Source organism: Snodgrassella sp. W8124, assembly GCF_016100875.1.
GTDB lineage: Bacteria > Pseudomonadota > Gammaproteobacteria > Burkholderiales > Neisseriaceae > Snodgrassella > Snodgrassella alvi.
The window spans coordinates 1,228,403-1,248,288 of record NZ_JACFRP010000001.1 but is presented as its reverse complement, the minus strand read 5'-3'; the positions used below and the strand labels follow the sequence as shown (position 1 = coordinate 1,248,288).

General features: G+C 39.8%; 19 protein-coding genes. 7 read left to right on the top strand and 12 right to left on the bottom strand.

From position 1 onward, the window contains the following. Window positions 1-65: 65 nt before the first annotated feature. From H3U73_RS05510 to H3U73_RS05460, 11 genes are all read right to left on the bottom strand, one after another. Window positions 66-1,451, bottom strand: coding sequence for an MFS transporter (locus tag H3U73_RS05510; RefSeq protein ID WP_232336203.1), 1,386 nt, complete (start codon window positions 1,449-1,451; stop codon window positions 66-68). Between the two features lie 95 nt (window positions 1,452-1,546). Beyond that, window positions 1,547-2,437: a heme o synthase gene (gene cyoE / locus H3U73_RS05505; protein ID WP_041880326.1), complete on the bottom strand. Its 891-nt coding sequence runs from the start codon at window positions 2,435-2,437 to the stop codon at window positions 1,547-1,549. A 9-nt stretch (window positions 2,438-2,446) separates the two neighbouring features. Then, window positions 2,447-2,779 carry a cytochrome o ubiquinol oxidase subunit IV gene (gene cyoD / locus H3U73_RS05500; protein WP_025330405.1) on the bottom strand — a complete coding sequence of 111 codons (333 nt, stop codon included), beginning with the start codon at window positions 2,777-2,779 and terminating at the stop codon, window positions 2,447-2,449. Further along, entirely contained in the window at window positions 2,776-3,387 is a 612-nt protein-coding gene (locus H3U73_RS05495) for a cytochrome o ubiquinol oxidase subunit III (RefSeq protein ID WP_025330406.1), read from the bottom strand. The genes cyoD and H3U73_RS05495 overlap by 4 nt, the downstream gene beginning before the upstream one ends. Then, complete coding sequence (gene cyoB / locus H3U73_RS05490) at window positions 3,387-5,372, bottom strand: cytochrome o ubiquinol oxidase subunit I (RefSeq protein WP_084549973.1); 1,986 nt, start codon at window positions 5,370-5,372, stop codon at window positions 3,387-3,389. Before cyoB ends, H3U73_RS05495 begins: the two co-directional genes overlap by 1 nt. Before the next feature lie 19 nt (window positions 5,373-5,391). Next, window positions 5,392-6,282 (bottom strand): ubiquinol oxidase subunit II, encoded by an 891-nt coding sequence (gene cyoA, locus H3U73_RS05485; RefSeq protein WP_084549971.1) that lies wholly within the window; start codon window positions 6,280-6,282, stop codon window positions 5,392-5,394. A 1,020-nt stretch (window positions 6,283-7,302) separates the two neighbouring features. Next, entirely contained in the window at window positions 7,303-8,310 is a 1,008-nt protein-coding gene (gene hemB / locus H3U73_RS05480) for a porphobilinogen synthase (RefSeq protein ID WP_084549752.1), read from the bottom strand. A 368-nt stretch (window positions 8,311-8,678) separates the two neighbouring features. Continuing rightward, on the bottom strand, window positions 8,679-9,236 hold the full coding sequence (locus H3U73_RS05475) for a LysE/ArgO family amino acid transporter (protein WP_279031355.1): 558 nt from the start codon (window positions 9,234-9,236) through the stop codon (window positions 8,679-8,681). Window positions 9,237-9,515: 279 nt separating this feature from the next. After that, window positions 9,516-10,271 carry an endonuclease/exonuclease/phosphatase family protein gene (locus tag H3U73_RS05470; RefSeq protein ID WP_084549758.1) on the bottom strand — a complete coding sequence of 252 codons (756 nt, stop codon included), beginning with the start codon at window positions 10,269-10,271 and terminating at the stop codon, window positions 9,516-9,518. Window positions 10,272-10,293: 22 nt separating this feature from the next. Then, window positions 10,294-10,737: a dihydroneopterin triphosphate diphosphatase gene (gene nudB / locus H3U73_RS05465; protein ID WP_084549760.1), complete on the bottom strand. Its 444-nt coding sequence runs from the start codon at window positions 10,735-10,737 to the stop codon at window positions 10,294-10,296. Continuing rightward, the gene (locus H3U73_RS05460; RefSeq protein ID WP_084549762.1) at window positions 10,730-12,163 is read right to left on the bottom strand and encodes a mechanosensitive ion channel family protein; all 1,434 of its coding nucleotides are present in this window, start codon (window positions 12,161-12,163) and stop codon (window positions 10,730-10,732) included. Before H3U73_RS05460 ends, nudB begins: the two co-directional genes overlap by 8 nt. 321 nt (window positions 12,164-12,484) lie before the next feature. Between H3U73_RS05460 and rpsF the strand changes: the two genes are divergently transcribed. From rpsF to mltB, 5 genes are all read left to right on the top strand, one after another. Further along, the gene (rpsF, locus tag H3U73_RS05455) at window positions 12,485-12,868 is read left to right on the top strand and encodes a 30S ribosomal protein S6 (RefSeq protein ID WP_025330414.1); all 384 of its coding nucleotides are present in this window, start codon (window positions 12,485-12,487) and stop codon (window positions 12,866-12,868) included. A 19-nt stretch (window positions 12,869-12,887) separates the two neighbouring features. Next, on the top strand, window positions 12,888-13,184 hold the full coding sequence (gene priB / locus H3U73_RS05450) for a primosomal replication protein N (protein ID WP_025330415.1): 297 nt from the start codon (window positions 12,888-12,890) through the stop codon (window positions 13,182-13,184). A 5-nt stretch (window positions 13,185-13,189) separates the two neighbouring features. Beyond that, window positions 13,190-13,420, top strand: a complete 231-nt coding sequence (gene rpsR, locus H3U73_RS05445; RefSeq protein WP_025330416.1) for a 30S ribosomal protein S18 — start codon at window positions 13,190-13,192, stop codon at window positions 13,418-13,420. Window positions 13,421-13,435: 15 nt separating this feature from the next. Then, entirely contained in the window at window positions 13,436-13,891 is a 456-nt protein-coding gene (rplI, locus tag H3U73_RS05440) for a 50S ribosomal protein L9 (protein WP_025330417.1), read from the top strand. A gap of 116 nt (window positions 13,892-14,007) precedes the next feature. Next, complete coding sequence (gene mltB, locus H3U73_RS05435) at window positions 14,008-15,087, top strand: lytic murein transglycosylase B (RefSeq protein ID WP_084586542.1); 1,080 nt, start codon at window positions 14,008-14,010, stop codon at window positions 15,085-15,087. A gap of 349 nt (window positions 15,088-15,436) precedes the next feature. On the opposite strand, the gene H3U73_RS05430 is transcribed toward mltB, so the two are convergent. Further along, window positions 15,437-16,594: a hypothetical protein gene (locus H3U73_RS05430; protein WP_198190156.1), complete on the bottom strand. Its 1,158-nt coding sequence runs from the start codon at window positions 16,592-16,594 to the stop codon at window positions 15,437-15,439. A 674-nt stretch (window positions 16,595-17,268) separates the two neighbouring features. Between H3U73_RS05430 and dnaX the strand changes: the two genes are divergently transcribed. Both dnaX and H3U73_RS05420 read left to right on the top strand, forming a co-directional pair. Then, entirely contained in the window at window positions 17,269-19,227 is a 1,959-nt protein-coding gene (gene dnaX, locus H3U73_RS05425; RefSeq protein ID WP_198190155.1) for a DNA polymerase III subunit gamma/tau, read from the top strand. A 57-nt stretch (window positions 19,228-19,284) separates the two neighbouring features. Further along, complete coding sequence (locus H3U73_RS05420) at window positions 19,285-19,626, top strand: YbaB/EbfC family nucleoid-associated protein (RefSeq protein WP_025330421.1); 342 nt, start codon at window positions 19,285-19,287, stop codon at window positions 19,624-19,626. Window positions 19,627-19,886 lie beyond the last annotated feature (260 nt).

Sequence of the window (19,886 nt, the reverse complement as noted above, 5' to 3'; positions counted from 1 at the left end):
AATGATATTTTCTGAAACAGGCGTAAATCAATAATTATCTAATATTGGTTTGCGCCTGTTTTGGTTTAATTACTTATGGTATCGATGAATACTTCCAGTTGTTCACGGTTAGTAATTTTGCTGTCTATTTTGATATATATACTGTGTTCTTCAGGAATAATCAGTACCTGATGTACACCAGCCTGTTCAAGTAATTGTTGTCGGGCATTGTCAGGTAAAACACGACCCTGTTTCAGGATAATGCGCAGACTGGCCAAATAGGGTGGTTCGTGCATTGTCAGGCTCAGCAGAAGCCAGATAAAAGTTAATCCTGTGCCAAAGATAAAAACACTATGTGCACCGGTATGTGCAGCTAGCCAGCCTCCGATTGTTCCTCCGCAGGCTACGCCCAGAAACTGCCCGGTTGCATAGATGCCCATTGCAGTGCCTTTATAACCTGCCGGTGCTTCTTTACTGACCCATGAAGGCAAGAGTGCTTCCATCAGATTAAAAGCAATAAAGAATAATAAAACACCTGTGACAAGCGGCCAGAAAGAAATATTAGCCAGCCATAATACACTTTCAGCAATTAATAGTCCGGCAACACACAAGATAAACACTTGCTTCATTTGCCGTTTGCTTTCAGCGTATATAATTGGTGGCAGAACAGTTATGAAAGCAATCAGCATCGTGTATAAATAAATCTGCCAATGTCTGGCTGCCGGAAAGCCTGCCTGTTCCAGTTGTATAGGCAGTGCAACAAAAGTCGACATAAGCAGAAAATGCATGCAGAAAATACCGATGTTCAGCTTAAACAGGGCAGGGTTGCGCAGTACAGTACCAAAACTGCCGCGTACAATGCCTGATTCACGGTTAAGTATATGAACAGTACTGTCGGGTACAAAAAACAATGTCAGGCCGATAGCAGCCAGTGCCAGTACCGCAATAACCCAGAATAATCCGTGTAAACCTATTGCGTGTGTAATGATAGGTCCGCAGACCATGGCAATTGCAAAAGTGATACCAAAGCTAATACCAATAAAAGCCATGGCTTTGGTGCGGTTTTGTTCGCGCGTCAGGTCAGATAATAATGCCATTACAGCTGCTGCGATAGCACCACTGCCTTGTAATGCACGTCCCAGTATGACTCCCCAGATAGAGGATGTTAAGGCAGCAATAATGCTGCCCAGAGTGAAAATCAGCAAGCCGCCTACAATTAAAGGTTTACGCCCGAAACGGTCAGACCACAAACCAAAAGGAATTTGTAATATAGCCTGCATCAGACCATAAATTCCGATTGCCAGTCCGATCAGGCTTTCACTTGCTCCCTCTAGTTTCATACCATAAGTAGTCAGAACAGGAAGAACCATAAACATGCCCAGCATGCGCAGCGAAAAGACTGCTCCTAATCCCCAAGTTGCACGCCTTTCGGCAAGATTCATGTGTGTATCACTGTTGTTCTTGGAATTCATGTTTAATACTGCTTAAAAGAAAAACCTGCCTATTGTAAAAGAAACAAAGGCAGGTTGGGTTGGTTTGCGTATTGTTATATATTTATGTCACGGTATCAGCCAGCAAAGCTTAATACAGTTTGTGAGGCCGGAGTCATAAAATCTACCGACATCATTATGCTTAAGGTAGTGATAGCAATAATCGAAAACACAAACAGTTTGCGCGCCCATATACGATCATTATTCTGTGCTTTATAGCCGGATAATGCCATACACAGCCACCACACGCTGACAGCCGCAGCAACGACCAGATATTTGTAGCCAGCGTAACCGCCTATTGACAGCATCAATGTTGCAAACATAAAGGCAATAATATAAAACGTGATATGGTGTTTTGCTACAGCAATGCCTTTTACTACCGGTAAAACCGGAATATTAGCCGCCTGATAATCCTTAAAGCGGTAAATCGCGATTGCATAGGAATGTGGCATCTGCCAGAGACTGAAAATCGCCAGCAGAATAAGTGCACCTGCATCAAAATTATTGCTTACAGCGCAATAACCGATTACTGGTGGTGCGGCACCCGACAGACTGCCAATTAAAGTTCCGTAAACTGAATGCCGTTTCATATAGAGACTGTAAATCCCTACATAAACCACAAAGCCCATTACAGATAACCACATGGCTAAGGGATTTGCGCCAAAATAAAGCACAACAAATCCGGCAATACCCAGTATCGTGGCCAGTGCAAATGTTACACGGGCAGATGCTAAGCCCCGCACAAGCACACGATTCTTAGTACGCTCCATTTTCGGATCAATATCACGGTCAATCAGATTATTAAACGCACAGCCGGAGGCTACTACCAAAGACACGCCCAGCAGGGTAAGGATTAGCAGGTAGCCGTTTATGCTGCCTTTTGACGCCAGCAAAAACCCGCCGACAACCGAAATCAGGTTGCCGACGATAATACCTGGTTTTGTTACTTGCAGGTATGGCTTAATCATGAACTGCCTTTAACCTAACACCATGTTTGCGTTGAGGCTCCACATAATCCAGATGGAAAGACCTACCAGCAATACAATCACAATAGCAGTGAAGATAAATGAAATCAGATTCCAGCGTTCTTCAGGGTTACTGCCCAGATGCAAAAAGCATACCAGCTGAACAATAAGCTGTAAAACGGCAGTAATGACAATCACAGCAAACAGAGTTTGTTTGTCAGCGGACTGATTCATTACCATCATAAATGGAATCAGAGTTAAAACTACAGACAGGATAAACCCGATAATGTAGTTTTTAGCACTGCCATGTTGTGGGATATGGTCTTGATGGTTTGACTGACTCATAACGCTACCCCCATCAGATATACAATTGAGAACACGCAAATCCACACGATGTCCAGAAAGTGCCAGAACAGGCTCAGGCAGTTGATGCGCATACGGTTAACACTGGTAAGACCGCGTGAAGCTACCTGAATCATCATTACAGCCATCCAGATTAAACCGGCAGTAACGTGCAGACCGTGGGTGCCGACCAGAGCAAAAAAGCCAGAAAGATAACCACTGCGGTCAGGACCCATACCACTTGTAATCAGGTGATGAAATTCATACAGTTCCATCCCGATGAAGCATGCACCGAATACAAAAGTAATCACCAGCCATAATAAAACCTGACTCTGATTATTGCGATTCATTGCCAGCACGGCAAAGCCGTAAGTAATGGAACTCAATAAAAGAGCAAAAGTTTCTACCAGCACAAAAGGCAGCTCGAAAATGTCTTTGCCGCTTGGACCACCTGCTGTGCCCGGCAGGAGCACGATATAGGTGGCAAACAGACAGGAGAACAAAATCAAGTCACTCATCAGGTAAATCCAGAACCCGAATACCTTCAGTGAACCGTTGTCGTGGTGAGCGTGCTCATGCGCACTACCGTGAATCAAGGTTTCAGTTGACATTATTTCAGTCCTGCTTTAGTTAATTCATTAAAACGTTTGCTTTCAATGGTTTCGATTTCAGCAACCGGAACGTAGTAATCCACATCCGTGTCAAAGCTCTTGACAATAATGCTGATAATCATGCCGGCAAAGCCAACGATAGCCATCCACCAGATATGCCAGATCAGGGCAAAGCCGCAAATCATTGAGAACACTGCAATCACCAGACCGGCAGCAGTATTTTTCGGCATATGAATTTCTTCATATTTGGCTGGTTTCTTGTAAGCAATACCTTTTTCTTTCTCATCCCAGAATGCATCACGGCTTTCAACCTGTGGCTGCACAGCGAAATTATAGAAAGGTACAGGGGAAGAAGTAGACCATTCCAGAGTACGACCATCCCACGGATCACCCGTAACATCAAGGTTTTCCTTACGATGCAGGCAGGAAACTACAACTTGAATCACCATGCATACTACGCCCAGAGCGATAATGGCAGCACCACTGGCAGCAACGCACAGCAAATTATGGTAAGCCGGATCAATGTGCTGACTCAGACGGCGGGTCATACCCATGAAGCCCAGTGCGTATAAAGGCATGAATGCTACAAAGAAGCCGATAAACCAGCACCAGAAAGCCCGTTTGCCCCATTTTTCATCCAGCTTAAAGCCGAATGCTTTCGGGAACCAGTAGTTAAGTGCTGCAAACAATCCAAACACTACACCACCGATAATGGTGTTATGGAAGTGAGCGACTAAGAACAGACTGCCATGCAGTACAAAGTCCGCACCCGGCACAGCAAGCAGTACACCGGTCATACCACCTACAGAGAATGTAATGATAAAGCCTACAGTCCACAGCATCGGCACATGGAAGGAAATACGACCTTCATACATGGTAAACAGCCAGTTGAAGATTTTTACCCCGGTCGGGATAGAAATAATCATGGTTGCGATACCGAAGAATGCGTTGACATTGGCACCTGAACCCATGGTAAAGAAGTGGTGCAGCCATACGATAAAAGACAATATGGTGATACACACAGTTGCCCATACCATTGAAGTATAGCCAAACATGGTCTTGCGTGAGAATGTAGCTGTAACTTCTGAATACACACCAAAGATTGGCAGTATCAGAATATATACTTCCGGATGACCCCATGCCCAGATCAGGTTGATGTACATCATCATGTTACCGCCCAGTTCATTAGTAAAGAAGTGGGTGCCGAGGTAACGGTCTAATGTCAGCATGGCAACAGAGGCTGTCAGGATAGGGAAGGAAGTCAGAATCAGAATATTGCTACAGAAAGATGCCCAGCAGAAAATAGGCATTTTCATCATAGTCATGCCCGGTGCACGCATTTTCAGGATAGTAGCAATAAAGTTAACAGCACTAACCGTTGTCCCGATACCTGATATCTGCAAACTCCATATCCAGTAATCAACACCTACCCCCGGACTGAATTCCAGACCAGACAGCGGCGGATAGGACAACCAGCCGGTTTGTGCAAATTCACCGATTCCCAGTGATAAGTTAACCAGTACCACACTTACAGCAGTAAACCAGAAACCCAGATTATTCAGGAATGGGTAGGCCACATCGCGCGCACCCAGTTGCAGCGGGATGACAAAGTTCATCAGGCCGATTACAAAAGGCATGGCAACAAAGAAAATCATGATTACACCGTGAGCGGTGAAAATCTGATCGTAGTGATGTGGTGGCAAAAAGCCGTCACTGGTACCTGATGAGGCTAAAACCTGCTGACTACGCATCATCACTGCATCGGCAAAACCACGAACCAGCATCACAATAGCGACAATGATATACATGATACCGATGCGTTTGTGGTCAACTGTAGTAAACCATTCTTTCCACAGATAGCCCCATTTATGAAAATACGTAATTGCACCTACCAGCGCCAGACCAATGACGATGATAGCTGTAATCGTTACCATGACAATCGGTTCATGGAACGGTATCGCATCTAAAGATAATTTTCCGAACATTGTTTATTTCCTCGCAAGCTTACTCAGCACTGCTGGCTGCACTGGCCTGTAGAGCAGCAGGCATATTGTGATTGGCAAATTTAGCAATCACGTTGCCGTACAAACTCGGATTTGCGCTGGAGAAATATTCCACTTTATGGAATTGACTAGGCGCAGCCAGTTTGTTGAATGAAGCCATGTCATTAAGTGTATTGGGCGACTGTTTCACCTTATCCACCCACTGATTGAAGCTGGCTTCATCCGGTGTCGCAATGGCAGTAAATTTCATGCCAGAGAAACCGGCACCGCTGTAGCTGGATGAAATACCTTTGTATTCACCTGCTGTATCAGCAACCAGATGTAATTTGGTTTGCATACCAGCCATAGCATAAATCTGGCTACCCAGCTGCGGAATAAAGAATGAATTCATCACTGTATTGGAAGTGATTCTGAATTCCACCGGGGTATCTTTCGGAAAAGCAATTTCATTAACAGTGGCAATACCCTGTTCAGGATAAATAAACAGCCATTTCCAGTCTAATGAAATTACTTCGATTACCACCGGTTTTTTATCACTTTCCAGCGGACGATAGGGATCCAGAGAGTGAGTGGTTTTCCATGTGATTGTTCCCAGAATGAGAATAATCAGGATAGGAATACCCCAAACTACGGCTTCGAGTTTGTTGGAATGCGCCCATTTCGGTGAATATTTGGCATTACTACCCTCTCTGAATTTCAGAGAGAATAAAACTGCCATGATAATCACCGGAATTACGACTATCAACATCAAGCCTAAGGCTGTCAGTATCAGTGTGCGTTCTTCCTGACCTATATGGCCTTTAGGGTTTAGCAGAGCTGCATCACAGCCGCTTAAAAAAAGCGAACCGATCAGCATCGTCAATACTATCCCTGAGAGCTTACTTAATTTCATGTAACGACCTCAACATTACGGGAAACACGATTAACGTTTGTAAAAAACGGGTGCTACTATTTTAAGACAATGTAGCTGAACTGTATATTGCAGTATTCAACACATTATTAAAAAACATAGCGGAATAAATAAAAAATTTTTAAAATATTTTTTATTATTTATAATATAAAACAAATATGTATATTAAAAAATTACTTTATATTTCTTTGTCGTGAAGATAAGAATACTGCTTTGATTTCCGATAAAATCCGTTTATTAACACATAAATGTCATCTTGAAAATTAGTTTAATATTTAAATTTATCATGAATAAACTTAAATTTTTATTAAATATAAAATGCTGATTTATATAGATAAATATAGGGTGTATGTTTTAAGAAAAAAACAGCAAGCTTTTTTTCTGAAAAAAAAGAAGATAAATGTTAAGATTATAAAAAGGTTAATCTGTATCAATTTTGTGTGAATTATTTTAAAAAATAATTTTTTTAAAATAATTTCAACAATAATTAAAAGCCAGATCGTCTAATTGTTGTATTTAAAATTTTGTATTATATGGTTTTTTATGAACTCGTTTTGAAATAAACAAATATTCGGGTGTTGTAAAGGTATCGACTGAAATAAAATATTGATTGATTTCTTTTTGCAACATGGTTTAAATAATATAACTAAAGTAAACAATCTAATTCAAATTAGATAATTATTATCTTTATTGTTTTTATGCTTATTTTCCTTACTTGTTAACATTTGAGTAAATGTTTAGCAATTTTCATACCATTTTGCATATTTTCTGTATTGAATTCATATTTATTGTAATTTCTCAAAATAATCATTAAGTGTTTTAACTATCTGATTATCTATATTGTTAATGATATTTGTATGATGGTATAGAAGAATCAGTGATCAAATTCAAAATAAATCAGCATGCATTCAAATATAAATATATAAATGCATCAGTTTGCTTTCATACCGGCTGGGTTGTTTGCAAACTGATGCATTCCTGATGGCTATATATCTTTTTATTCTAGCTATTTTGTTGTAATTGCTGCGCTGCTTGCAAGGCAAAATAGGTCAGAATACCATCTGCACCGGCTCGTTTAAATGCAAGCAGGCTTTCTAAAATTACTTTATCAGCCTCGAGCCAGCCATTACTGATGGCTGCCTGCAGCATGGCGTACTCACCAGATACCTGATAGGCGTATGTAGGAACGCCAAATTCATCTTTAACCCGTCTGATTACATCCAGATAAGGCATACCCGGTTTAATCATTACCATATCTGCTCCTTCAGCTATATCAAGTGCTACTTCATGCAGTGCTTCATTGCTGTTAGCAGGATCCATCTGATAAGTATATTTATTACCTTTACCCAGATTACCGGCACTGCCTACCGCACTGCGAAACGGACCGTAAAAAGCTGAAGCATATTTGGCAGCATAAGACATAATCCGGGTATGAATAAAACCATTTTCTTCCAATGCTTCGCGGATAGCTCCGATACGTCCATCCATCATATCGCTTGGAGAAAGAATATCCGCACCGGCTGCTGCATGTGAAAGTGATTGTTTGATAAGCGCTTCTATCGTTTCATCATTTTTAATATAACCATTTTCATCCGGCAGGCCATCCTGTCCGTGGGTTGTATAAGGATCGAGAGCCTGATCTGCCATTACACCCAGCTCAGGAAAACGGGATTTCAGAGCACGGATAGCACGCTGAATAATACCGTTTTCATCCCATGCCGCCCGTCCGTCAGCAGTTTTGCTATCAGGATTGGGAACACCAAATAAATCCAGAACCGGTACACCCAGTTTTAAAGCCTGTTCCGCAACTTTTAATAATTCATCAATAGATAAACGTTCTACACCAGGCATGCTGTCAACAGGCATACGCCCAGTTTGTTCATGTACAAATACCGGCAAAATAAAATCATTGGCTGTCAGTATGGTTTCACGCATCATACGCCGTGAAAAATCATCATGTCGCATACGCCGCATACGTGTATTGGGCATAATTCGAGGAGGAAAGTTCATAATAATAATCCTGATTTTTAATAATTACAGCCAGCCACCTATAAGCTGGCTAAAATCACGGCCTGTAAAGCTTAGTGAAATTCGGATTGTTATTCTAAACCCTTTCAGGCAGGACTTCTAATGACATAATTCTGTACTGATTATTAATAAAAACTATTAAATTCTGGTTTGTAATTAAAAATGTATTTATAAGATGTAATTAGGAAAAAGCATAATTGCTTTTAAAGTTCCTTGTGTTTAGTATTTAATTAAAATTGATAAGCAGTAAATGTTTGAAACAAAGTCTGACTGAGTTAATTGATAGAATAAATTTTTATTGCTGACAGAAAAGAAAGCTGATTTTTCAATGAATTTAGCGTTCAATGTGACTATTTAATGAAAATCAAGCTAAAACTTATACTCCACATAATAACGCCTATAACTAAGTCTAATATCTTCCATGAAAGATTTTGATTAAATAAAGGAGATAAAAATTTTGCACCATAGCCTAATGAAAAAAAGAACAGCCATGAGGCAAGCATAACTCCAAGTGTAAATAGATGAAGATTATCTTTGAATGATACTGATATCGAACCAACTAAAATCACTGTATCCAGATACACATGTGGATTTAACCATGTAAAAGCCAGACATACTCCAATAACTTTCATTAAGGAACTTTTATCAATCAGGCTTGTTTTCAGCGCTGAATTTTGATTCAATGCAGAATAAAAACTTCGTATGCTATAAATAAATAAAAAAGTAGCACCAAAATATTTGGCATAAATAATAATTTCCGGATAGCGGTTAAGTACTTTAGCAAATCCGGTTACCCCTAAATAAATCAGAATAGTATCTGATACTGAGCAGATTAGGCATACCCAGAAAACATATTGCTGCTTTAAACCTTGCTTTAAAACAAATGCATTTTGGGCACCAATAGCTATAATTAATGAAAAGCCAAGGCCTAGTCCTGATAGTAAAGCAAATATTGAGTTTAACCTATTAAACTATTGAAATGTAAAATAATTAACGCAATTTCTATTACTTGTTATATTAAAGTATATTTATATAACAAGTTTATTTTATTAATAATTTTGCTGAAAGCTTTATTAATTCAATAGATACGACGGTTTTTAAAATTATTCGGAAAATGTCTGGATAAAAATAGCTTAGATGAAATCCAGCTTAGGAATAATGATTTAGATTCATTTGAAAACAGGTTATTAAGTTTTACTCAGAGGGCTGACAACTGCGTACAAAGGCAGATGGTCGGAGAGTTTTTGCCATGGCAGACCTGTTAATGGTTTTGCTTCATGTATTTCCAGATGGCGGGTAAAGATTCTGTCGAGACTTAAAATAGGCAGGCGGGCGGGAAAAGTTTTCGGTGCATGGCGATAAGCATAAAATGCATCATGCAAATTTAATTTTAAACCTAAAGTATCGTGGGAACGCTGGCGCCAGTCGTTGAAATCGCCGGCTAAAATTAATGGATTGGCCGGATCTATTTCACTTTGGATATAGTCATAAATAGTCTGATACTGTTTTATTCGGTCTGGTTCACGTAAGTTTAAATGGGCACACAGGCATACCAAAGGTCGTGTCCAGTGCGGGGGCTGTATTTCACAATGTAACAGTCCTCGTTGTTCAACACTGTTTACACTTATATCCAGATTATGACAGGTTACGATCGGTAGCTGACTTAAAATAGCATTACCATGATCACGAAATTTATAACGGGCATTGCGACCATAACTTACATTATAGGCTAGTTGTTCGCCGAGAACCTGATAATGAGGTTGTTTAGGAAAATCCGGTATATTTTCTGCCCGTTTGCTATTTATTCCTTGCACTTCCTGTAAAAACAGTATGTCCGGAGCCAGCTGATGCAGGGCGGCAGCCATTTGAGGAAGTTGTACTTTTTTATTAAGTGCCGACATGCCTTTATGTATGTTATAGGAGGCAATGGTGATTTTATTCATGAAAATGGCCGATGATTCTGAATTACCAGTGTTGGGGTAGTTGCAGTATTGCTGAACGGTTCGATGGCGAAAATACTTTTTCCGCTGCCTGTTCAGGTGAACACCATATATAGTCTAAATGTTCGCGTGGTGACAGAAGAATAGGAGTTTCTGCTGCTATACACAGAGAAAAGATATACTCGGTATTATAAGTAACTCCGGGAGCATAGCGATGACGCCAGTGCGGATAAATTTCGTAGATAGTGGATTGCTGCCAGTTAAGAATATCATTGCTATAAATGCCGGTTTCTTCTGCCAGTTCTCGTTTTGCAGTCTGCTCAATTGTTTCTCCCGGTTCCAGACTGCCAGTTACAGATTGCCAGAAATCCGGCTTATCTGCGCGTTCCAGTAGCAGTATCTGCCGGTTGTTATCATAAATAACAACCAGTACAGATACAGGTTGTTTATATGGTTTATTGTTAATCATGATGCTGTTGATGAGCTGAGCGATAAGATGAAACGCTTAATGCGGTGGGTAAGGGCTCCGGATAAGCTGAAGCAGTTTCAGTTTTTACTGAACTGGTTATGGTATCGCAGGTAATCGGATCTTCTTTATCATTGAGAATACGTATTTCCTGCTGCGGAAATGGAAATTCTATACCAACTTCTTTAAAACGATTCCAGATTTCCAGCAAAATTGCAGAATTGATACTTAGAAAACCATTTTCTGGATCACGAATCCAGTAATTAACATACAGATTAATTCCGGAATCAGCAAAGCCGGTAACATAACTGTTTGGTTTAGGATCATCGCATACTCTTGCCTGTTTGGCTGCAGCTTCTTTTAGTATTTCCAAAGCCTGAGGCAGATCTGTATTGTAGGCTACCTGTAAGGTCAGGTTGTTGGACATAATTTTACTGGAATAAGAATCATTGATAACCGTATTTGAAACAAAGGTATCATTCGGAATCAGGGCTTCTGAGCCATCACTGCTGCGTAGTACTACAAAACGGGCAGTTATCTTGGTTACATAGCCGGTGAAATTATTAATATTCAGCCTGTCGCCAGGACGCACGGAATGGTCTGCCAGAATGATAAAACCGGATACATAGTTGCTGGCAATTTTCTGTAAGCCCAAGCCAAGACCAACACCCAGAGCACCACCAAAAACAGAGAGAATAGTTAAGTTAATTCCTACCATTGGCAGGGCAATTAGTACGGCAACCACTACCAGTAAAGTTTTGACAATTTTCACCAGTACATAACGCAGATTGACGTCGAGTTTTTCTGCTTTAAGAATACGTCTTTCGGTAAATCGGGACAGCCACATGGCAATAATAATGGCAATCCCGACAATAATACTACCGGTAATGACAGTATACAGGCTCAGACTGGTTGAACCTATGGGCAGAGCCAGTGACTTGAGCAGGCGGACAATAAAGGTATCCAGACTGGTGAGCCATAGAATAAAACATACCCATAGGAATGTGGATAGTGAGCGCTCATAATGCTCATTAAAACGGTTATTCGGGATAGCGTTGTGCAACACGGCCATAATGATGCGAATCATCAGTAACCAGCGCGCAGTAAAAACAGTTATTTGTAACCATAATACCGACTCACCTGTGCCGGCACGCCAGATAATCATTGCAATAATAGTGCAGATAAATAGCAATACGGGCCATAGCAGGCGTGTAAACAGGTGGTACAGAAACGGAAATTTAATGTTGTTCTGGTTTTCAGTACGTTTGGATACGGCCGACAGCATTTGCAGGCTGAGCCAATAAGTACCAATCATAATCACCACTGCACAGGCCAGTTCCAGCCAGCCGGTAGTGGTTTTTAAACTATGTACTATCAGGCGTGCCAGAAATTCTTTGCGGGCAAACATGGAGTCAAAGTAGTTATTCATGGTAGGGCAAAGAAAAAAATTTTAAAATTGACCTAATGGTAGGCGTTCTAATTGGTTTCTGTAAACTGTCGTTATTAAAATTATCAAATATAGATAACTTAATCTGTGCATATGATAGTGGTAAATAATACTTGTAAGAATGATGGTTTATTTAAAATTGTTTATAAAAAACATATTTTTGTTGTGATTTTAATAAATCAGCTTAAGCAGGCAACTTATTATTTGATTCTGAATACAAAGATGCTTATAATAATCGGTTTTCCAACCTTGCCCTTTGCACTTTCGCATGGTAAAGGGATCGATTAGCCACAAGGAGTACTCATGCGTCATTATGAAATCGTGTTCATTGTCCATCCGGATCAAAGCGAACAGGTCGGTGCTATGGTTGAACGTTACAAAACCATGATTACCGAAGCTAATGGTAAAATTCACCGTCTGGAAGACTGGGGCCGCCGTCAGCTGGCTTACCCGATCAATAAAATTCATAAAGCACACTACGTGTTAATGAATATTGAAACCACACCTGAAGTGATTGACGAAATTGAAACAGCATTCCGCTTTAATGATGCTGTATTGCGTCATCTGACTGTAAAAATGGACGCAGCAGTGACTGAAGCTTCTCCGATGATGAAAGACGAGAAGTCTAAAAATCTGTTAGCAGGTAACAGCACTGAAACTGCTTCAGAAGAAGCAGCTGAAGCCTGATTAATTTACTGAGGCCGGTTTGCTGAATCAAATATGCCTGTGTGCACAGATTAAAAGTCTGGACAATTTACGCTATACGCCAGCCGGTTTGCCGGTTCTGACCATGTGGCTTACCCATGAGTCATGGCAAACGGAACTGCAACAGCAGTATCTGGCAAAAGTAGAAATTCAGGCGAAAGCACTGGGTGATTTAGCTGAAAACTGGTCGTATCAGCCGGGAAATATGGTCGAAGTCAGCGGATTTCTCAGCCAGAAAGGTATATACCACTCCCGTCCGGTACTGCATATCCAACAAATTCGTGAATATAAAGGTTAAACGACATGGCTCGTCAATCATTCAAACGTAGAAAATTTTGCCGCTTTACTGCGGAAGGTATCAAACAAGTAGACTATAAAGCAGTTGATTTGTTAAAAGATTTTATTACTGAAAATGGTAAAATCATTCCGGCACGCATTACCGGAACCAAAGCACATTACCAGCGTCAGCTGTCTACAGCTGTAAAACGTGCCCGTTTTCTGGCTTTGCTGCCTTACACCGATCAACATAAATAATAAGGAAGAGTTATTATGCAGATTATTTTGTTAGAAAAAGTCGGTGGCCTGGGCAATCTGGGTGATCTGGTTAATGTAAAAAATGGCTATGCCCGTAACTTTTTGATTCCTCAGGGTAAGGCTCAGCGTGCCAATGCTGCCAATCTGGCTGCATTTGAAGAAAAACGTGCTGAATATGAAGCACATCAGGCTGCTGTTCTTGCTGATGCTGAAGCACGTAAACTGAAACTGGATGGTCAGAACATCAGTGTAGCGCAAAAAGCTGGTGTTGATGGTCGTCTGTTTGGTTCTGTAACGACTCATGATATTGCAGAAGCTATTAAAACTGCTATTGGTGTTGAAGTAGTTAAAGCTAATGTGCGTTTGCCTAATGGTCCTTTGAAAGCCATTGGTGAATATGAAATCGAAGTAGCTCTGCACAGTGATGCTGTTGCTGCTATCACAGTAACTGTTGTAGCTGCTGCAGAATAAATATAACTGACACACATCAGGAAAGCGTAAGCTGTTCGGGTTAATCCGGACAGCTTTTTTGTTATTGATGGTAAAATTAGTTTAAACTGTGCATGAAGCATATGCTAGGAACCATAATAATGAAATTAGTCAGGATGATAAGTGCAGCTTTGTTTCTGTCTGCTTGTCAAAGTACCCATCCAATTCAGGAAAAACCACTTCAGCCTACTGCTACAACCAGTGTATCGTCACCAGCTGATAATAAAGTGTTTGCTTTGACGGACAGTGGAATAGATTTACTGAAACGTAATGATGTAAATCGTTTTATTGATTTTGAAGTTAAGCGGGGACAATATAGCAGGGCTCAATTGGAAAATTTTTTCCGGCAGGTAAGCTACCGGCCAAGTATTGTTCGTGGTATGGATAAACCGGGAACATCCTTACCGTGGTATACATTTGTACAGAATAATGCCAATAATGTTCGTATTAATACCGGAAATATCTTCTGGAAAAATAACACCGGAATAATTCAGGCAGTATCAAAACGTTATGGAGTAGCGCCGCAATTGCTGGTGGCGATTGTTGGGATTGAAACCAATTACGGCAATACTATGGGCTCATATCGGGTTGCTGATGCACTGACAACATTGGGCTATCACTATCCACGGCGGGCTGAATATTTTCAGCGTGAGCTATCTGAATTTTTGCAACTGGCTTATGAAGAAAAGCAGGATCCATTAAGCTTTAAGGGCAGCTTTGCCGGGGCAATGGGTATGCCACAGTTCATGCCATCCAGTTTTCGCCAGTTTGCTGTTGACTGGGATGGTGACGGACATCGGGATATCTGGCGTAATTCTGGTGATACACTGGCCTCAGTGGCCAATTATATGAAACAGCATGGCTGGCAGTCCGGAGCGCCGATTGCTGTTCCGGTAAATATGCAGCCAACACCGCGATTACAGCAAATCATTGATGAACCTACTTCGCTTAAATACACCGCAGGTCAGTTGCGTCAGTTAGGCGTAGTCATTCCCGCGCAGATTAAAGATCAGGAAAAGGGTATTTTATATCGTCTGGAAAGATCTTCCGGCGAATATGATTACTGGTTTGGTCTGAATAATTTCTACACTATCTGGCAATATAACCATAGCCGACATTATGTGGCTGCCGTTCGTCAGATTGCGAATAATCTGGCAGATGCCAATGCTAATTTATAAATGAGTATTCATTTGCAATCATCAGCCATCTTGTTATACAGATGGCTTTTATTTTGCTATGGTAAGTAGTGATTGATTAAAATAATTATTAAAAAATTTAAATAAAGATGAAACTAATCTGGTGTAATTCTTACCTGTATTAATACTGCAGGATACTCAATTAAACCATAGTCTGATTTATCATTGAAATGAGGATAAATGTCTGATTAATGATTATTAAATTAGTTATAGTAGAAGCTATTAATATTAGTTTATGTGTTCAAATAAGTTTTTATTTTTCTTTGCCGATAACGCTGATTTGAAATTTTATCTAAATATGGCTATTCGTGTTTATTAGATAATGATTAAACTAATGATTTACCTGCATTTCCTCGATAACACTTTCTATAATCTGATAAGCCAGTTTAGCTGCATCTAATTTTTGATTGATAGAATTTTGATCATCATTATCAGGATTATTCTTATAATTAATTGTAAAAGAGTATAAGTAGGAAACTTCCCAATTATTAGTAAAATCATGAGTTATATAGCATTTTAAATCATAATCAGTCGGGCAATTAATAACAAGAGGTTCCGTTACAGATGGTAACCAACCGGGATTGGGAACAGTTATGACATTATAGTAGTGATCAGAAAACTTAAACATTTGTACTTGATTATCAAATTTTAAATTTTCAATCAATTCAGTGTGATGATTCACTATTTCATAATTTAATTTTTCTTCTTTAGTATAAATATATTTATTATTCAGATCGTCTTGAAATTGTTGCCATGGACTTTTAGTATTCTTATCTTTTTTTATCAGTTCGAATTCAAGCCATTCAAATTTTATTTGTCTGGTTGCCGGATTTTCGCAATAGCCGGCCATTTTTTTTGAAACCGGATGTTGGCATAAAGTATCTAAATCAATATTTATTTTACCAATGGAGTCGATTAAAGTTGGTTGAGAAGCTGAAAACTGCCTGCAAAAATTCTTTTGAGCGGTATTAAAAATATAATCTTCTAACTTAGGAGCAAGGCTTCTAATCCAAAATGATGGATATTTGGAGATCGGGTAAATACGTAAGTTAATATCTTCTGATAAAGCCACTAATCGGCCATTTTGTTTGCATTCACTGTCTGGACGGTTTTGCCAGTATTCTATTAACGCGGGAGCGACAAGATAGGCTGGCCAGAAAAAGGTACATAAGAATGGCAAAACAATATAAACAATAACAGAATAAAATTTTTGCTTAATGCCTTGAAAATGAGCCGTGAAGGATTGACAGTAGCGAAGAATAACTGGAAAAAGTACTCCTGTTATTGAAAATAAAAAAATATAGATGTCAGCAAATATCAGGCTGAAAACTAACCATCCGGCAATAATAATGGCAAAGCCTATTTTGATAAATTTATAAATTTTTCTATAAACAATTATCAGGGTAGGAAGAAAAACGATGTAGAAAAAAGGCAGTATAAATATCCATACAAAAACATAACTATCAGTGTGATAATAAGGATGATCCATGTACAGGCTCACTAAAAATATCTTTTTAAAATTATATTGACCCTGTTATTAATATAAATTAATTATTTTATTTAAAACAAATAATATTGATATATTGTGTATTTATATCAAATTATTGGTAGGTTAGTTTGTAAATATGAACTCTTTTGACAAGGATAAATAAATTTCTGGTAATTTTTTACCCATCCAGATGCTTAGATTAAGAGTAAAAATATTTAATATTGGAATAATGTGATTGTTAAACGCGGCTGCTCAAGTAATGTTATATATTTCATAAATTAAGATTGGTTTATAATTAAGCATACAGACTAAGTGCGTGGTTACATGTATTCAGATAGTTTTTCATGTAGCAAATGACTTTTTATTTCTTTTTGTTTTTATTTTCGCGTAGTTATATTTACTAAGAGCGATTTGTGTAAAATATTTGTACTTTAATTTATTATTGATGATTTAAGCATATTAAATATATATTCTGCAATCTTAACTATTTAAAGTAATAACAACAGATGTTAAAGCAAGTTGAGGTTGTTTCATCTGATTGTTTCACCTAGTTTGTGGCTTCGGTATAACCTTTTATGCTGGTTTTTGGTTACAATAAAGTGCTTGTTTAGATTGCACTGAACAAGATTTATTTTGCCTTTAAGTTTTGCTGTGGCTGGCAGTTGCGGATGGTTATGACTTATCAAGTATTGGCACGAAAATGGCGACCAAAAAAGTTTGCTGATTTAGTAGGACAGGAGCATGTAGTCAGGGCATTATTAAATGCGCTTGATAAAGGACGTTTGCATCATGCTTATATGCTTACAGGGACTCGCGGTGTAGGTAAAACCACCATTGCCCGTATCCTGGCTAAAAGCCTGAATTGCCAGCATACTGAACATGGTGAGCCATGTAACCAATGTGATTCTTGTCGCCAGATTGATGCCGGCCGTTTTGTTGATGTGCTGGAAATTGATGCTGCTTCCAATACAGGAATTGATAATATCCGCGAAGTACTCGAAAACGCACAATATGCGCCAACGATGGGGCAGTATAAAGTCTATATCATCGACGAAGTGCACATGTTGTCGAAAAGTGCTTTTAATGCCATGCTCAAAACTTTAGAAGAGCCGCCTGAACATGTGAAATTTATTCTGGCGACAACAGATCCGCAGAAAGTACCGATTACGGTTTTAAGCCGGTGTCTGCAATTTGTCTTGCGCAATCTGAATAGTACTCAGGTACATGATCATCTGGTTTATGTATTACAGCAGGAACAAATTGCTTATGAAGATCCGGCATTATGGCTGTTAGGCCGGGCTGCTGCCGGCTCAATGCGTGATGCACTCAGTTTGCTTGATCAGGCTATTGCCATTGGTTCAGGAAAGGTGACTGAATCTGATGTGCGGAATATGATTGGCGCGGTTGATAAAAGTTATTTGTATGCGCTTTTGGAAGCCTTGGCTGTACGGGATGGTCAGGCATTACTGGCTAAAGCGGAGGAAATGGCCAGTTGCGCGGTAGGATTTGATAGTGCGTTAACTGAGCTGGCTCTGTTATTACAGCGATTAACAATACTGCAATCTGTTCCGGCAGTCGGCGCTGATGATCCTGAATATACGGCTTTAACCCGTTTTGCGAGTTTGTTTTCAGGAGAGCAGATTCAATTATATTATCAGTGTGTATTACGAGGTAAGGCAGATTTGCCGCTTGCTCCGGATGAGAAAGCCGGGTTTATCATGACTTTATTGCGGATGCTTGCATTTGCACCTCTGGCTGCACTGAATACACAACGTTTGCATGGACAAATCGACGGTACACAGTTGCATGATGTGCCAGTAAACAATAAGCAGATGGATAATATACCAACTGTTTCTGAAGAAAATAGTCCAGCTTCAGTATCTGAAGCACTGTCAGAGACAGCATCTGATGCAACTACTGAAGTACCGGTAACATTAGAAACTGAAATAATCGAAAAAAAATCGTCGTCGATAACAGCTGCTGATAGCAAGATATTAAATGATTCTTCACCTGCTTTGCAGGAACCTCAGTCTGTAACGATTAGCGATGAGCCTCCGCCACCCTGGGAAACAGGTGTTGATGACATATCCTACGAGGCTGTGAGTGTGTTTGAGTCTGTAGAATCAGTCAATGCAAACGCGGCAGAAAAGTATGATGAAGATACGGATATATCCGCAGAAAAACCCAGAGATGATCAGAATTTATCTCTGGTAAAAAATGATTTTCCGCCTTTGACGGCAGAGAACTGGCCGGAAATTTTAACTTTGCTGGCACATCGTCTCGGTGCAGTACAGTTGTTCAGTCAGCATACGGCGATTGTTGCTTATGATGAAAATAGTGGTGATTTAACTATTGCTCTGGCTGAGCAGGGTGAGCCGACAGCCAATCGTGAGTTATTAAACCGGCTAGCTGAATCGTTGTCAGAAGTTTATCAACGGCCGATACATCTGCATACCTGTAGCTGGCAGGAGCAGAGTATGCCGGAAACACCGCAAATGCGTCAGCAGCGATTACATGCAGAACAACAACAGCAGGCAAAGACAGTGTTAGAAGCGCAGCCCGCTGTAAAGATGCTGATGGAAACTTTTAATGCAGAATGGATACCGGAAAGTTTACATCTGGATAAAGAATAATTGCCATTATTTGTTTAATTTTTTCTCTCTATTTAATTGACGTGTAAGGAAGATATTATGTTTGGAAAAGCAGGTTTGGGTGGTTTGATGAAGCAGGCGCAACAGATGCAGGAACGCATGAAAAAGGCGCAGGCTGATCTGGCTAATGTAGAGGTGGAAGGTGAATCTGGGGCTGGTATGGTTAAGGTAACCATGAATTGTCACTATGGAGTAAAACGTATCCATATTGATGACAGTTTGCTTGCTGATGCCGCTGATGACAAAGAGATGCTGGAAGATTTGATTGCAGCTGCGGTTAATGATGCCGTACGTAAAGCTGAATCAACTTCTTCAGAACGTATGAGTCAGTTTACTCAGGGTATGAATTTGCCAGCAGGTATGGGGGATTTATTTAAATAATTACGCCAATAAAAAAGGGTAACGGTTACGTTACCCTTTTTTATTGTTTTTAATTTAAGCTGGTATCATTAAAACCATTGTTTTCTGCTTAGTTACGAAACTAAGCAGGTAAAATGTTATATTGAAATTCAGAAGGCAGGATGATAAGTGAACCGGGTTAGTCTGATGGTAATCTTACATGGTATACAAATATCAGGTTGGATAAGGTAAAGATGTTTTGTCTGAGTTGGTGAAGCCAGTTCCGTTTCTTCCGGTTTGAT

Coding starts and splice junctions, on each gene's coding strand:
- H3U73_RS05510 (WP_232336203.1), bottom strand. CDS start 1,451: ATGAATTCCAAGAACAACAGTGATACACACATGAATCTTGCCGAAAGG.
- cyoE (WP_041880326.1), bottom strand. CDS start 2,437: ATGATTAAGCCATACCTGCAAGTAACAAAACCAGGTATTATCGTCGGC.
- cyoD (WP_025330405.1), bottom strand. CDS start 2,779: ATGAGTCAGTCAAACCATCAAGACCATATCCCACAACATGGCAGTGCT.
- H3U73_RS05495 (WP_025330406.1), bottom strand. CDS start 3,387: ATGTCAACTGAAACCTTGATTCACGGTAGTGCGCATGAGCACGCTCAC.
- cyoB (WP_084549973.1), bottom strand. CDS start 5,372: ATGTTCGGAAAATTATCTTTAGATGCGATACCGTTCCATGAACCGATT.
- cyoA (WP_084549971.1), bottom strand. CDS start 6,282: ATGAAATTAAGTAAGCTCTCAGGGATAGTATTGACGATGCTGATCGGT.
- hemB (WP_084549752.1), bottom strand. CDS start 8,310: ATGAACTTTCCTCCTCGAATTATGCCCAATACACGTATGCGGCGTATG.
- H3U73_RS05470 (WP_084549758.1), bottom strand. CDS start 10,271: ATGAATAAAATCACCATTGCCTCCTATAACATACATAAAGGCATGTCG.
- nudB (WP_084549760.1), bottom strand. CDS start 10,737: ATGATTAACAATAAACCATATAAACAACCTGTATCTGTACTGGTTGTT.
- H3U73_RS05460 (WP_084549762.1), bottom strand. CDS start 12,163: ATGAATAACTACTTTGACTCCATGTTTGCCCGCAAAGAATTTCTGGCA.
- rpsF (WP_025330414.1), top strand. CDS start 12,485: ATGCGTCATTATGAAATCGTGTTCATTGTCCATCCGGATCAAAGCGAA.
- rpsR (WP_025330416.1), top strand. CDS start 13,190: ATGGCTCGTCAATCATTCAAACGTAGAAAATTTTGCCGCTTTACTGCG.
- rplI (WP_025330417.1), top strand. CDS start 13,436: ATGCAGATTATTTTGTTAGAAAAAGTCGGTGGCCTGGGCAATCTGGGT.
- H3U73_RS05430 (WP_198190156.1), bottom strand. CDS start 16,594: ATGGATCATCCTTATTATCACACTGATAGTTATGTTTTTGTATGGATA.
- dnaX (WP_198190155.1), top strand. CDS start 17,269: ATGACTTATCAAGTATTGGCACGAAAATGGCGACCAAAAAAGTTTGCT.
- H3U73_RS05420 (WP_025330421.1), top strand. CDS start 19,285: ATGTTTGGAAAAGCAGGTTTGGGTGGTTTGATGAAGCAGGCGCAACAG.